This window comes from Salsuginibacillus halophilus, assembly GCF_003014715.1.
In the GTDB taxonomy this organism is placed as follows: Bacteria; Bacillota; Bacilli; order Bacillales; family Marinococcaceae; genus Salsuginibacillus; species Salsuginibacillus halophilus.
The window spans coordinates 217,127-229,479 of sequence record NZ_PYAV01000007.1; the positions used below are offsets into that span (position 1 = coordinate 217,127).

11 protein-coding genes, 16 tRNA genes and 1 rRNA gene are annotated in these 12,353 nt (G+C 46.0%); 3 read left to right on the plus strand and 25 right to left on the minus strand.

Annotated features, from left to right (window positions below; translation table 11 throughout):
- Window positions 1-5: 5 nt before the first annotated feature.
- From B0H94_RS08580 to B0H94_RS08595, 4 genes are all read right to left on the minus strand, one after another.
- Window positions 6-566 carry a DUF5366 family protein gene (locus B0H94_RS08580; RefSeq protein WP_245893938.1) on the minus strand — a complete coding sequence of 187 codons (561 nt, stop codon included), beginning with the start codon at window positions 564-566 and terminating at the stop codon, window positions 6-8.
- Between the two features lie 65 nt (window positions 567-631).
- On the minus strand, window positions 632-943 hold the full coding sequence (locus tag B0H94_RS08585) for an antibiotic biosynthesis monooxygenase family protein (RefSeq protein ID WP_106588855.1): 312 nt from the start codon (window positions 941-943) through the stop codon (window positions 632-634).
- 310 nt (window positions 944-1,253) lie between these two features.
- Window positions 1,254-1,724: a tRNA (cytidine(34)-2'-O)-methyltransferase gene (locus tag B0H94_RS08590; RefSeq protein WP_106588856.1), complete on the minus strand. Its 471-nt coding sequence runs from the start codon at window positions 1,722-1,724 to the stop codon at window positions 1,254-1,256.
- A 76-nt stretch (window positions 1,725-1,800) separates the two neighbouring features.
- Window positions 1,801-2,619: an amidase domain-containing protein gene (locus tag B0H94_RS08595; RefSeq protein ID WP_106588857.1), complete on the minus strand. Its 819-nt coding sequence runs from the start codon at window positions 2,617-2,619 to the stop codon at window positions 1,801-1,803.
- A 180-nt stretch (window positions 2,620-2,799) separates the two neighbouring features.
- Here B0H94_RS08595 and B0H94_RS08600 point away from each other — a divergent pair, with 180 nt between their 5' ends.
- Complete coding sequence (locus B0H94_RS08600) at window positions 2,800-3,702, plus strand: DMT family transporter (RefSeq protein WP_106588858.1); 903 nt, start codon at window positions 2,800-2,802, stop codon at window positions 3,700-3,702.
- Between the two features lie 57 nt (window positions 3,703-3,759).
- On the opposite strand, the gene B0H94_RS08605 is transcribed toward B0H94_RS08600, so the two are convergent.
- Both B0H94_RS08605 and queG read right to left on the minus strand, forming a co-directional pair.
- Window positions 3,760-4,296: a methylated-DNA--[protein]-cysteine S-methyltransferase gene (locus B0H94_RS08605; RefSeq protein ID WP_106588859.1), complete on the minus strand. Its 537-nt coding sequence runs from the start codon at window positions 4,294-4,296 to the stop codon at window positions 3,760-3,762.
- A 69-nt stretch (window positions 4,297-4,365) separates the two neighbouring features.
- A complete protein-coding gene (gene queG / locus B0H94_RS08610; RefSeq protein ID WP_106588860.1) occupies window positions 4,366-5,502 on the minus strand; it encodes a tRNA epoxyqueuosine(34) reductase QueG in 1,137 nt (378 codons plus the stop codon).
- A gap of 86 nt (window positions 5,503-5,588) precedes the next feature.
- On the opposite strand from queG, the gene B0H94_RS08615 reads away from it, so the two are divergent.
- Window positions 5,589-6,278, plus strand: coding sequence for a B3/B4 domain-containing protein (locus B0H94_RS08615; RefSeq protein WP_106588861.1), 690 nt, complete (start codon window positions 5,589-5,591; stop codon window positions 6,276-6,278).
- Window positions 6,275-6,700 carry a DUF4395 domain-containing protein gene (locus B0H94_RS08620; RefSeq protein ID WP_106588862.1) on the plus strand — a complete coding sequence of 142 codons (426 nt, stop codon included), beginning with the start codon at window positions 6,275-6,277 and terminating at the stop codon, window positions 6,698-6,700. The genes B0H94_RS08615 and B0H94_RS08620 overlap by 4 nt, the downstream gene beginning before the upstream one ends.
- Before the next feature lie 60 nt (window positions 6,701-6,760).
- On the opposite strand, the gene B0H94_RS08625 is transcribed toward B0H94_RS08620, so the two are convergent.
- The 19 genes from B0H94_RS08625 to B0H94_RS08715 all read right to left on the minus strand — a co-directional run.
- Entirely contained in the window at window positions 6,761-8,584 is a 1,824-nt protein-coding gene (locus B0H94_RS08625; protein WP_106588863.1) for an ABC transporter ATP-binding protein, read from the minus strand.
- A complete protein-coding gene (locus tag B0H94_RS08630) occupies window positions 8,577-10,247 on the minus strand; it encodes an ABC transporter ATP-binding protein (protein WP_427909943.1) in 1,671 nt (556 codons plus the stop codon). Before B0H94_RS08630 ends, B0H94_RS08625 begins: the two co-directional genes overlap by 8 nt.
- 264 nt (window positions 10,248-10,511) lie before the next feature.
- Window positions 10,512-10,597, minus strand: a tRNA-Leu gene (locus B0H94_RS08635).
- Window positions 10,598-10,612: 15 nt separating this feature from the next.
- A tRNA-Leu gene (locus B0H94_RS08640) sits at window positions 10,613-10,702 on the minus strand.
- Between the two features lie 18 nt (window positions 10,703-10,720).
- Window positions 10,721-10,795 (minus strand) — tRNA-Cys (locus B0H94_RS08645).
- 61 nt (window positions 10,796-10,856) lie between these two features.
- Window positions 10,857-10,931 (minus strand) — tRNA-Gly (locus B0H94_RS08650).
- 1 nt (window position 10,932) lies between these two features.
- Window positions 10,933-11,007 (minus strand) — tRNA-Gln (locus B0H94_RS08655).
- Between the two features lie 10 nt (window positions 11,008-11,017).
- Window positions 11,018-11,093: transfer RNA gene (locus B0H94_RS08660), tRNA-His, on the minus strand.
- Between the two features lie 9 nt (window positions 11,094-11,102).
- Window positions 11,103-11,176 (minus strand) — tRNA-Trp (locus tag B0H94_RS08665).
- 5 nt (window positions 11,177-11,181) lie between these two features.
- Window positions 11,182-11,266, minus strand: a tRNA-Tyr gene (locus B0H94_RS08670).
- Window positions 11,267-11,303: 37 nt separating this feature from the next.
- A tRNA-Thr gene (locus tag B0H94_RS08675) sits at window positions 11,304-11,379 on the minus strand.
- A gap of 14 nt (window positions 11,380-11,393) precedes the next feature.
- A tRNA-Phe gene (locus B0H94_RS08680) sits at window positions 11,394-11,469 on the minus strand.
- A 16-nt stretch (window positions 11,470-11,485) separates the two neighbouring features.
- A tRNA-Asp gene (locus B0H94_RS08685) sits at window positions 11,486-11,561 on the minus strand.
- A gap of 5 nt (window positions 11,562-11,566) precedes the next feature.
- Window positions 11,567-11,643: transfer RNA gene (locus B0H94_RS08690), tRNA-Met, on the minus strand.
- 23 nt (window positions 11,644-11,666) lie between these two features.
- A tRNA-Val gene (locus B0H94_RS08695) sits at window positions 11,667-11,742 on the minus strand.
- A gap of 4 nt (window positions 11,743-11,746) precedes the next feature.
- Window positions 11,747-11,821 (minus strand) — tRNA-Glu (locus B0H94_RS08700).
- A gap of 10 nt (window positions 11,822-11,831) precedes the next feature.
- A tRNA-Ser gene (locus tag B0H94_RS08705) sits at window positions 11,832-11,922 on the minus strand.
- Between the two features lie 3 nt (window positions 11,923-11,925).
- Window positions 11,926-12,000 (minus strand) — tRNA-Asn (locus tag B0H94_RS08710).
- Window positions 12,001-12,154: 154 nt separating this feature from the next.
- Window positions 12,155-12,353: ribosomal RNA gene (locus B0H94_RS08715) — 23S ribosomal RNA — on the minus strand; the annotation flags it as partial.

The following is a 12,353-nucleotide window of genomic DNA, read 5'->3' on the forward strand; positions in this document are numbered from 1 at the left end:
CGTTTTTACAACGGCAGGCTTGCGATGACGCTATTATATAAAAGTAGTGCCGCATAGCTTACGGTGAGGATGAACGCGGCCCAAAACAATAGATGGAAAAAAATAAATCCGACGAGGCCGGGACCGCTTAACATATCGCTTACTTTGTAGGCAGTGTAAATAAAATAGATACATGAAGCCCCAAGAAAGCTGAAAAGGATACCGAGAGGAAATGAAATCATGAGCAGTGATATAACCCCTGCTGCTAAATAAAACCAGGTACCACCGCGGATCTTCGTTAAGCTTATTCCTTGTTCATCTTTTGAAAAAAACAACATGGAAAGCTCAAGTACCGTGTCAGCAATGAGTTTTAAAGCCGAAAATACCATGAAAAATAATAAAAACAATAAAAACAGAAGCGTTAGCGTAATTCCTGCTTCAGAAAAAAACTCCATCATGCCGCGGTAAAGGCCAATATCTACAAGCCACTCTGTAATCAAGGATTCAGCATATATGGCTAACGCAACACTAAACAGAATGATCGAAAATAAGGGTACGTAGCTTGTAACATATGTATTTCTTAACACTTTGTTCCGCGTCTCCTTAAAAAGATGCCTCACCATCATGTAAGGTGAAGCATCTTAAGCCTGAATTAAGATGTATGAAAAACGACTTCATACGCGTGCAGTTCACTTGAAGAAGAAGGACCTTTTTCTTTAGATTCACGCTTTTCCTGGTGGGCTTTTTTAAAGGCATCGCTATGGAGCCATGCTTCATAAGAAGCTTTATCTTCCCATTTTGTAAACACAACAAGTTTTTGGTCGCTTTTGTCGTCATCTAAAAACATAAACTCTAAACAGCCATCCACATTTGCCATGCTGTCTGCGCTTTTAGAGAAACGTGCTTTCATTTGCTCTTTTCCTTCTGCATCGTCTACATGGAGTTCATTCATTACGACGTACATTGTATCTCTCCTTTCTACCATTTCATTCTATTATAGATGAGAATAGGTTCAGGCTCAAATGTGCACATCTCCTATTTCACAACGGGTGTCATTTCCGGTATAATGAGAAAAGCAGAATTAGGCTGAGCTGTTTAGTTAAAGGAGGATGACGTGTATGGATTTGCTGCTCCTTCTCGGGGTTTCTGCAGTATTTATTATCTCCATTTTGACCGGCGGCTACGAAGACAAGCCGCACAAGCAGTAACACTGCCTCAACTTTAAAACACGCCGGATGCGCCGGCGTGTTTTTTCATGTCTACCCTTTGAAATTTTAAAGCCCTGGAAATCCTTGCTGCCGCAGCGCTTCATACACAATAATTGCTGCGGTGTTGGATAAGTTTAACGAACGAATGTAATCCGTCTGCGGCAGATAATAACAGTGATCTTGAAAGTACGTTAACCATTTTTCCGGCAGGCCTGCCGTTTCTTTTCCAAGGATAAAATAATAATCTTCATCTGGATGGCTGAAATCCCCTGTGAAAAACGAAGCTGCATTGACAGTTTCTATACAGAAAACATGCTCGCTTTGTACTGTATCTAAAAAAGCTTCCATATTGTCATGATACGTAATATGAACGTTCGGCCAGTAATCACAGCCGGCACGTTTTAGCATTTTGTCATCTGTAGAAAAACCTAGCGGCTTAATTAAATGAAGGTGTGTATGTGTTCCTGCACATGTGCGTGCAATATTTCCAGTATTTTGCGGGATCTCCGGCTCAAAAAGTACAATGTGAATTGCCATCTTGTTTCATTCCTTTCTCGGCGTATACCTTCAACCGCATTATACAGAACGCGCGCCTAGCCGCCAAGCAAAGGTTTTAATCTTCAATATGAAAGAATGCGTATTCAATATTCGGCGTCCAGGCCGTGGAATCTTCGTACGCCCAATAACGGTGTCTGCTGTCCGCCGTATTTGCGTTGACTAGCGGCTCACCACGACCATCTTTTGCGGTAACAATGGTCGTGTGCTGCCAACTGCCATCACCATCAAAGTCATAACAAATCACATCTCCAAGCTCTAAGTCAGCGGCTTTTTCTACACGCCGCGCAGTTAAGCCTTGATCGGCACCGCTTAAATACCAGCGCATCGAATGAGCTACAGACCAGCTGTAACTCCAATTATCTCCTGTGTACCACCACCCCCTCGACCGGTTTGGTGATCCATGCATCGGTGCACCACCTGCTTTCAAACATTGTGAAATGTAGTTTGTGCAGTTGTCGGCAAAGGATTGATATGCTGGGTTTCGTTCATTCCACCACCGCTCTGCATAACGTACAGCTTCACGCCGGTTATACTGAAATGAACGCTCTTGACTCTCTGCTTCGACTTCAAGCATTTTTTCTCGTTCACGTGTTAAGTCGTTCATCATGCGCTCTTGATAACAACTGTCACCGTCAAATACCATTTCCCGCCGCTCACACCGTTCTTCTAAATAATAATCATCGCCTATCTCACATAAACGCTCCAACTGCAACTGATAAGCTAAACACGCGCTGCCTGAAACATTGAACCAGCGAAACGGCATCATTTTCAGTTTCGTTTTTAAAACTTTGCCCCCGCGAAGATGAATGTCTTTTTCAAAACGTTCGACAGCTTGTTCAGCAGCAGCCGCCGAGCGCCTCTCAAATTTGTTCATGTAAGCTGCCTCCCTCTCATATATCCACCCAAAAACTTCGATATATTATGGCGTATGTGCGCTCAAAAAGAGATATGAGGCAAACATGTCGATTTCTATAATTTTTTTAAGTATGATAGGAACAGTTCGGCAGCATTCAGGCGTTTTTTTAGACTCACACCACAGAAAGGACGTTGTTTTTTGAATCAAAAAGCTTTGACTATGGGTTTAATTACGATTGTAATTTGGGGCACGACGTTCGCTGCCATTCGCGCCGGGCTTCAAGGCGGGTATGAACCCGGACACTTAGTTCTCATTCGCTATCTTATCGCTTCTAGTTGTTTTTTATTATATGTTTTATGGCCTGGGTCCAAATTTAAACTCCCCTTGAAACAAGACCTTTTAAAAATTATCCTACTTAGTTTTTCCGGAATTACCATTTATCACGCCGGGATTACGTTCGGGATGGAACACGTAACAGCTGGCACCGCTGGTATGCTCGTTGGATCCGCCCCAATTTTCACAACGATCATTGCAGTCATTGCTTTAAATGAGCGTTTAACGAAGCGCGGGTGGCTCGGGCTTTTCACCGGGTTTATCGGCGTTGGTGCGATTACGCTCGGGACAGGCGGTTCACAGTTCGGGCTTTCTTTTGAAGTGCTATTTATTATCGCCGCAGTCATTGCAGCTGCGATATTTTTCGTCTTTCAAAAAGCATTGCTGCTGCGTTACTCCCCGATTGAAATGACCGCATACTTCACTTGGTTCGGGACCATTCCTTTTTTCGTATTTGCGCCAGGCTTAACAACCACGCTGCAACAAGCGAGCACTGAAGCTCATTTGGCAGCTGTTTTTGCTGGGATCTTTCCTGCTGCTATCGCTTATGTCACATGGTCATACGCGCTTGCTGCAGGCGAAGCAAGTAAAGTGAGTAGTTTACTTTACCTTGTACCTGTTATTGCCATTACCGTCGCATGGATTTGGCTGAACGAATGGCCGGCACCTTTATCACTTACCGGCGGCATCATTGCATTACTAGGCGTATTTCTCATTAACACACGCCAAAAACCACCTGTGCAGTCAAAACAGCGCCAGGCGGCTTGAGGCTTAACACAAATCGGCCCCGCATGCTTTGCACGCGAGGCCGGTTTTCTTCATTTTTTACGACAATGCTGCAGTTTCAAGTGCACCTTCGTGAGCGAGGAGGCTGCGCTTTTTCTCAACGCCGCCAACATAACCGACCATCGCTCCGTTACTTCCGACAACGCGGTGGCACGGTAAGATTAACGGCACCGGGTTTTGGTTATTCGCGTTACCGATTGCCCGGACGGCTTTAGGTGAGCCAATTTGTGCAGCTATACGTTTATACGTGCTTAATTCACCGTAAGGAATGGTTTCTAAAGCTTTCCACACAAGCCGTTGAAACTGTGAGCCTCGTAAATCCAACGCAAGATCAAATTCTTCCCGCTGACCGGAAAAATATTCTTCAATCTGTGCAAAGGCATCGCTTAACCCTGCTTCATCCTGGATAAGACCCCGGTTACATTGATGCTTTTTCATCCATGCCTGAACATTTTTACAAGCCGGTTCCTCTCCGGCGAGCTGAAGGTTAAAGATCCCCTGCTCTGTTCGAAATACAGTGACCGGTCCAATTGGCGTACTCAACTCACCATAAGAAACGGAACGCTTATCAGACATGTCATCCCACCTTTACCTCTTCTTGTCCTTTATCTTACACAATCATCCATAACCCATGCAATGGCTTTTTTATGACACTTCATGTCGGTTCAATGCCTCGTGTATTTCCTTAAGTGATTGCTCATCTTCTTCAAGTGCTTCTCCCTGCTCTAACAGCGCAACAGCCTCTGAAGTTTGGATTTCTCCAAGCGCCCAGGCAGCTGTCCCGCGGATCACCGGCCGCGGATCATTTAAGAGAAGGCGACCAAGCTCCGGTACGGCACTTTCCTCCTTAAAATGACCAAGCGCAATTACAGCGTTGCGCTGAATTGGCTTTTTACCGCGCCAAGAGCCGGCCATAGAACCAAATCGTTCTTTAAACTCCCGGTTGGATATCGAAAGCAGCGGCAGAAGCTGTGGCTTAACATTTTCCGGATCCGGCTCAAATGCTTCGTGATGATGAAAGTCTTTCCCTTTATTTTCCGGACAGACCGTTTGGCATGTGTCACAACCATACAACCGGTTCCCTAGTTTTTTTCGATATTGTTTTGGCAGCATCGTTTTCGTTTGCGTTAAATAAGCAATACATTTTGTTGAATCAAGCTGCCCCCCTTGAATAAGCGCCCCGGTCGGACAGGCATCCACACACTTATTACACGTTCCGCACTGGTCTTCAAGCGGGGTGTCCGGTGGAAGCTCAATCGTGGTTACCATCTCGCCGAGATAAACATATGAGCCAAATTCCGGGGTGATGATCGCACAGTTTTTCGCACTCCAGCCAATCCCGGCCCGCTCTGCAACTGCTCGGTCTGAGAGCTCACCGGTATCCACCATTGAGGTTGATTTTGCACCCGGCACTTTTTCAGCAATAAAAGCTTCAAGCTGAGCGAGCTTCTCGTTTAATACATGGTGGTAATCCCGTCCCCAGGAAGCTCTGCAGAAAACCCCGCGCCGATCACCGCGCTTACTTTGCGGTGCATCCTTCATGCGCGAAGGATAAGCCAGTGCAATGCTGATGATGGTACGCGCTTTTGGCAGTAAACGCTCCGGTTCTGTTCGTTTATCAAGGTCCGGCTCTTCAAAGCCAGATTCATAACCGTTTTCACGATGACGGATCAATCGGTCTTTCAACGTAAGAAATGGATCAGCAGAGGCAAAACCGATTTTATCGATGCCGATATCTTTACTGTATGCAATAATTTCTTCTTTGAGTTGGGCAGATGTCATTTGAGTTCACCTCCTGGCATTTATTTTTCTATATATATGGACATGTGATAAACTACAAGTAGATCAAGGATGAAGGAGTGCACAAGATGAACGTTTCAATCGCTCCACCAATTACAGCCCAAGTCCCTGATTTTAAAATTGCCGTCCTAAGTTACGAGGATATCACAATTGGTCCTTCACCCCAAATGCTGCGCGGACGTCTCGATTTTTTTCAGGAAAATATTAAAGCTGATCTGCTCGACCATGAGATTACTGCATATGAAGGGGTGCGTGAATGGCGCGAAGTGTTCCAGACGCTCGGCATTTCGCCTTCAAAATACCGCCCATCCCACGAAGCATTGTTCCGCCGTGTAGCTAAACATGAGGCCATACCAAACTTGCACTCTGCTGTTGATATTAACAACTTTTTTTCATTACAGTATGAATTTCCGTCCGGCATCTATGATACAGACCAACTGCAAGGTGCGATCACACTCCGTTTTGGTCGTGAAGATGAAACCTTTACCGGCATCAACGGGCGCTCAAATCGTGCCGCCGGAAAAATTGTAACAGCTGATGATCTTGGCCCTTTTGGGAGCCCAATTGTAGATAGTGAACGGACAAAAACAACAGAAAACACGACCCGTGCTTTGCAAATTTTCTACTTGCAGCCATCTCTTTCAGTTAACCAGGCAGCCAAGCTGGCTGATGCTGCTGCTGGGATGTTTACACAATTACATGGTGGAAACGCAAGTGTTCAAATTATACCTGCTGAAACAAAGGAGCATGACGCATGACTGAAATTCCAAAACCGCTTGTTCAAGCGAATCAGCTTGTTCTCGCGATCTTAAGCGGTAGTGCCGTTCTTTTTCAAGTACCTGAGTTTATTGCACTCGCTTTTTTACTCACTTTACTGCCCGTTTATTTCGGCCCTAAAGCAAACGTTATCTTTAAACTCGCACGACCGTTTGTTATGCATAAAATTCCAAATGCTGAAACCGAACATGTGAAACTGCAGCGGTTTAATTTAACCCTTGCTGCCTTTATGCTCGGCTTAAGTTTATTAACTTTATTTATTTTCGGTCACTGGTTTGGCTATGTGTTTGCAGGCATGGTAACAATCGCAGCTGTTACCGCACTAAGCGGCTTTTGTGTCGGCTGTGTGGTTTACTTTCGCTGGAATCAAATGAAATACCGAATGAAGAAAAAATCTGTTTAAGTTAACCCACAAGGCGTGCGCCTTGTGGGTTTAATCGTTCAGCTGTTCTATGAACTGTCGTCACACAGCCTCATCACCCTGTTGGTACATCTCGTAATAAGCCGCGCGCCGAGCAACAAGTTCCTCATGCGTCCCTCGCTCTACGACCTGCCCCTGCTGCAGCATAATGATCTGATCTGCACGCCGGATGGTATTTAAACGGTGGGCGATGACAAGACTTGTGCGCCCCTCCATTAAGCGGCTTAAAGCTTCTTGAATTTTAATCTCGGTTACCGTATCAATACTGCTCGTTGCTTCATCTAAAATAAGGATTAACGGATCGGCAAGCAGTGCTCGCGCGATAGCAAGTAACTGGCGCTGTCCTTGGCTTAAGCCTCCGCCTTCTTGCGATAGTTTCGTTTCATACCCCTCTGTAAATGAGCGGATAAAACCATCTGCATTTGCCAGCCTTGCAGCCTCTTCAACCTCGGCGTCTGTGGCATTAAGCCGGCCGTAACGGATGTTTTCCCGGATCGTTCCTTGAAACAACGCAGAATCTTGAAGTACAAATGCCATCTGCCGCCGAAGACTCGACCGGTTTAGACTCTTAACTTCCTGCTCATCCACATAAACAGCACCGGCATGGTATTCATAAAACCTTGCTAGTAAATTGATGACGGTCGTTTTACCGGCACCTGTGGGACCTACAAACGCAACCGTTTCACCGGGGCGGGCAGTAAAAGAGACATCTGCCATCGTATTTTCAGTGCCGTTGTAAGAAAAACTGACCCGGTCAAATTCAATCTTTCCACCAGCAGGAACGTAATCAGGCAGATTGTCTTCCCCGTGAAATTCAGACGTTTCTTTCATCATGGCAAACACCCGCTCTGCACCAGCGATCGCCGAAAGAATTGTGTTAAATTGATTGGCAAGATCATTTAACGGTCGGGTAAACTGACGGGCGTATTCTGTAAAAATAACAATAACCCCAATGGTGATCATGCCGTTCAGCGCAAACAGACCACCTACACAAGCAATAATCGCAAAACTGAAATTGTTTAATGAGTTCATCAATTTCGGGATAAATCCTGAAATGGTTTGTGCCCAAAATCCTGACAAACGCAGACGGGCATTTCGTTTTTCAAAGGCTGAAATGACGTGCGGCTCTTGTGAATACGTTTTTACAATCTCCTGCCCGCCGAGGGTTTCTTCAATATAACCGTTGAGTGCACCAATGTTACGCTGCTGCGCTTTAAAAAGCCGGTTTGTCCGCTTCGTTATCCACTTCATCCCAATATACATCACAGGGATCACAACCATTGTCACAAGCGTCAAAAGTGGGCTCAGCCAGAGCATGACGCTTAAAGTCCCTGTTAAAATGAGAATGCTCGACATAATTTGAATGAAGGAAGAGTTCAATGTATTACTCACATTTTCAATGTCATTGGTCATGCGCGACATGAGTTCGCCATGCTTCTTTTTATCGTAAAACGGAACTTCAAGCTCATGCCAACGGGCAAATAAATCCGTACGAAGTTGATAAACCGTGCGCTGTGCAACTTCGATCATAGAAACATTCTGCAGCCAGACTGATAGTGAATGACCAGCATAAATTACAGCTAAGCCTGCTAAAAACAACCCAAGCCCATCAAGCTGACCAGCCTCAATAAAATGGTCTACTGCCATACCAACCATAAACGGCCCGGCCAGTGCAAAGAACGAACTTAAAATCACCATGAGCAGGACAAACAAAAGCCTGGCTTTGTAGGCGGCTAAGTATGCCCAGAGCTGCTTAAGCGTAAAGCGCCAGTTTTGTACTTTCGGCTTTGTCTCTTCCTGTTCTTCAGCTTCGATCTCTTTCGTGTAACGAGGGTAACGAAACGGTGCTAAGAACGCGTTACGCATAATCTTTCACCTCCCGGCCTACTTGTGAAGCTTCGATTTTGGCATACAGTTCAGACTGCGCTAAGAGCTTTTCGTGATGAGCATCACCAGTTACTTTACCATCCTCTAACAAGATGACTTTATCAGCACGCGCTGCCGCTTGAATCTTTTGCGTAATCATTAGCGTTGTACAACGGTAAGCTTGCAGTGCTTCCATGAGACGAGCTTCCGTTTTCATGTCCAGTGCACTTGTGCTGTCATCAAGCAGCAAAATGGCCGGCTCTCGCAGCAGCGCACGGGCAATTGAAATCCGCTGCTTCTGTCCCCCGGATAAATTAATGCCACGCTGGCCAAGCCGTGTATTATAACCATCCGGAAGTTCTACAATCGTATCGTGAATTTGCGCCGCCTGTGCCGCCTGCACAATCTCTTCATCGGACGCACCATTTTTACCCCAGGCAATGTTTTCACGAATCGTTCCTGTAAAAAGCACCGTTTCCTGCGATACATAACCAATCATTTGACGTAGTTGTTGCAGAGAGTAATCTTCGGCCGGCCGGTGATTGATCAACACCCGTCCAGTTTCAGCTTCGTATAACCGCGGGATTAATTGAAATAAAGTCGTCTTCCCAGCACCTGTTGCCCCCATAACAGCAACGCGCTCTCCAGGTTTGACATGAAAAGAAACATTAGAAAGTACCGTCTGCGGGCTTTCTGGATAACGAAAAGTGACATTTTCAAAAGCAATATTGCTGTTACCTTGTGAACCCTGTTGATAGCCGAGATCTTGAATGTCATCTTCAGTATCAAGAATCTCTCCCACCCGCTGAATTGAAGCATGTGATCTTGAGAAGACCATAATAATCATCGCAAATACAGAAATTGCTCCTATAATGCGAGTTGCGTAGTTTATGATCGCAACGACTTCACCAACACTTGCGCCACCAGTATTCACCTGCACAGTACCAAACCATAAAATAGCCATGATGCTCATGTTCATAAATAACAAGATAACCGGCATACTGAATTCAACGGTCTTCAATGCTTTAACCATTCGTTCTTTTAAGACGCCGGCGGAATCATGGAAGTTTGCTTTTTCAAATGTATGCCGGCGGAACACTTTAATAAGACGCATAGCAGCAATGTTTTCTTTCACTTTCCGGTTCACTTCATCTACTTGTTTTTGAACCTGCTTAAAGCGTTCGCTCGCACGCACCATTACAAAACCTAAAAAGATAATCAAAACCGTAACACTAAACAATAAAACCAGACCAAGTTGTATATTTACGATCATCGCCATAACAACACTACCAAACACAAGGAGCGGTGCGCGCATCATAATACGCAGGCTCATAAAGATCGTGTTTTGAATTTGCGTAATATCATTGGTCATCCGCGTTAATAATGAAGAGACAGGATACGCTTGAAAGTTTAAAAAAGAAAATGACTGCACGCGTTCATATAAACGCTGCCGAATTTGATATCCAATGCTTTGGCTGACGTGAGCCGCATAAAACGAATTAATAACACCTGCTGCAAATGCAATAAAAGACATACCAACGAGCACACCTCCCCAGGTGAGCACAACGGACATGTCTTCCTGTATAATGCCATCATCAATAATGCGGGAAATAATAAAAGGTTGAGCCAGTTCAACACTTAATTCAAACAACATCAAGCACATTGCAATCCAGATCGGCAGCTGGTACGGCTTTAAAAAAGATAAAAAATGTTTCACACTGTAGCCTCCATTAATTGCGGCCGCTTCAACAGAGATGAATCGACACCCGAAATAATACTTTTTTTATCTTCCCACATTTCTGTAAGTTTGCATAGAGCTTTATACATGTTATGAAACTTAATGGTCAATTCTTAAACTGATGATATTGAACACAAAAAAACCTTGCTTTTCAGCAAGGGTGTTCGTGTTATGTTATGTACGCAAATATGGTAGCGATGGTGGGACTCGAACCCACACGTCCAGAGGACACTTGATTTTGAGTCAAGCGCGTCTGCCAATTCCGCCACATCGCCCTATTTACATAAAAATGGTGCCGAGGGCCGGACTCGAACCGGCACGGTTGTAGACCAACCGCAGGATTTTAAGTCCTGTGTGTCTGCCAATTCCACCACCCCGGCGTGGATGGGGATGTAAGATGGAGGCGGCACCCGGATTCGAACCGGGGAATCAGGGTTTTGCAGACCCATGCCTTACCACTTGGCTATGCCGCCGAAAATGTTCAACAATACCATCATATGTTTGGTCGTAAAAAAAGTTCTTACAAAATAAAAATGGAGCGGAAGACGGGATTCGAACCCGCGACCCCCACCTTGGCAAGGTGGTGTTCTACCACTGAACTACTTCCGCATGGCTGGGCTAGCTGGATTCGAACCAGCGCATCATGGGATCAAAACCCATTGCCTTACCGCTTGGCTATAGCCCACCGATTAAAATGGGGCGATTGATGGGATTCGAACCCACGCATGCCGGAGCCACAATCCGGTGCGTTAACCACTTCGCCACAATCGCCATAAGTATTGGCAGGGGTAGTAGGAATCGAACCCACACTTGCGGTTTTGGAGACCGCCGTTCTGCCTTTGAACTATACCCCTATATATGGTGGAGGGGGACGGATTCGAACCGCCGAACCCGAAGGAGCGGATTTACAGTCCGCCGCGTTTGGCCAACTTCGCTACCCCTCCGTTAAACTTCAAACTGCATGTTCTCACTTTGAAGCAATGGTGCCGGCCAGAGGACTCGAACCCCCAACCTACTGATTACAAGTCAGTTGCTCTACCAGTTGAGCTAGGCCGGCATTGTCGTTATAGATGGTGGCTCGAGACGGAATCGAACCGCCGACACACGGATTTTCAGTCCGTTGCTCTACCGACTGAGCTATCGAGCCAGAGAAATAAAAATAATGGCGGGCCTGACGGGAATCGAACCCGCGATCTCCTGCGTGACAGGCAGGCATGTTAACCGCTACACCACAGGCCCTTATTTGGTTGCGGGGGCAGGATTCGAACCTGCGACCTCCGGGTTATGAGCCCGACGAGCTTCCTGACTGCTCCACCCCGCGGTGTTATAAAATGTTTGTTTCTATGGTGGAGGATGACAGGATCGAACTGCCGACCCCCTGCTTGTAAGGCAGGTGCTCTCCCAGCTGAGCTAATCCTCCAAATTGGTGACCCGTAGGGGATTCGAACCCCTGTTACCGCCGTGAAAGGGCGGTGTCTTAACCACTTGACCAACGGGCCGCGCTTTAAATGGCGGAGAGCGAGGGATTCGAACCCTCGAGACGGGGTTGCCGCCTACACGATTTCCAATCGTGCTCCTTAAGCCACTCGGACAGCTCTCCAATTGGCTCCACAGGCAGGATTCGAACCTGCGACAACTCGGTTAACAGCCGAGGGCTCTACCACTGAGCTACTGTGGAATATTATTCTCTTTCGAAGACATTTATTATTTTAGTATAAATCTCTTAGTTATGCAAGAGAAAATTTATTTTTTTATGAGCGTCGTTCGCTCAAAACTGGATAACCGACAACTGCTTCCACAATGATCTGCGTCTTGGTTCGTAAATGTGTCTATAGGATAAGCCCTCGATCGATTAGTATCGGTCAGCTCCATGTGTCACCACACGTCCACTTCCGACCTATCAACCTCGTCATCTTCGAGGGATCTTACTCACTTGACGTGATGGGAAATTTCATCTCGAGGGGGGCTTCATGCTTAGATGCTTTCAGCACTTATCCCGGCCGCACGTAGCTACCCAGCGATGCTCCTGGC

Coding starts and splice junctions, on each gene's coding strand:
- B0H94_RS08585 (WP_106588855.1), bottom strand. CDS start 943: ATGTACGTCGTAATGAATGAACTCCATGTAGACGATGCAGAAGGAAAA.
- B0H94_RS08590 (WP_106588856.1), bottom strand. CDS start 1,724: ATGGCAATTCACATTGTACTTTTTGAGCCGGAGATCCCGCAAAATACT.
- B0H94_RS08595 (WP_106588857.1), bottom strand. CDS start 2,619: ATGAACAAATTTGAGAGGCGCTCGGCGGCTGCTGCTGAACAAGCTGTC.
- B0H94_RS08605 (WP_106588859.1), bottom strand. CDS start 4,296: ATGTCTGATAAGCGTTCCGTTTCTTATGGTGAGTTGAGTACGCCAATT.
- queG (WP_106588860.1), bottom strand. CDS start 5,502: ATGACATCTGCCCAACTCAAAGAAGAAATTATTGCATACAGTAAAGAT.
- B0H94_RS08615 (WP_106588861.1), top strand. CDS start 5,589: ATGAACGTTTCAATCGCTCCACCAATTACAGCCCAAGTCCCTGATTTT.
- B0H94_RS08620 (WP_106588862.1), top strand. CDS start 6,275: ATGACTGAAATTCCAAAACCGCTTGTTCAAGCGAATCAGCTTGTTCTC.
- B0H94_RS08625 (WP_106588863.1), bottom strand. CDS start 8,584: ATGCGTAACGCGTTCTTAGCACCGTTTCGTTACCCTCGTTACACGAAA.
- B0H94_RS08630 (WP_427909943.1), bottom strand. CDS start 10,247: ATGTGCTTGATGTTGTTTGAATTAAGTGTTGAACTGGCTCAACCTTTT.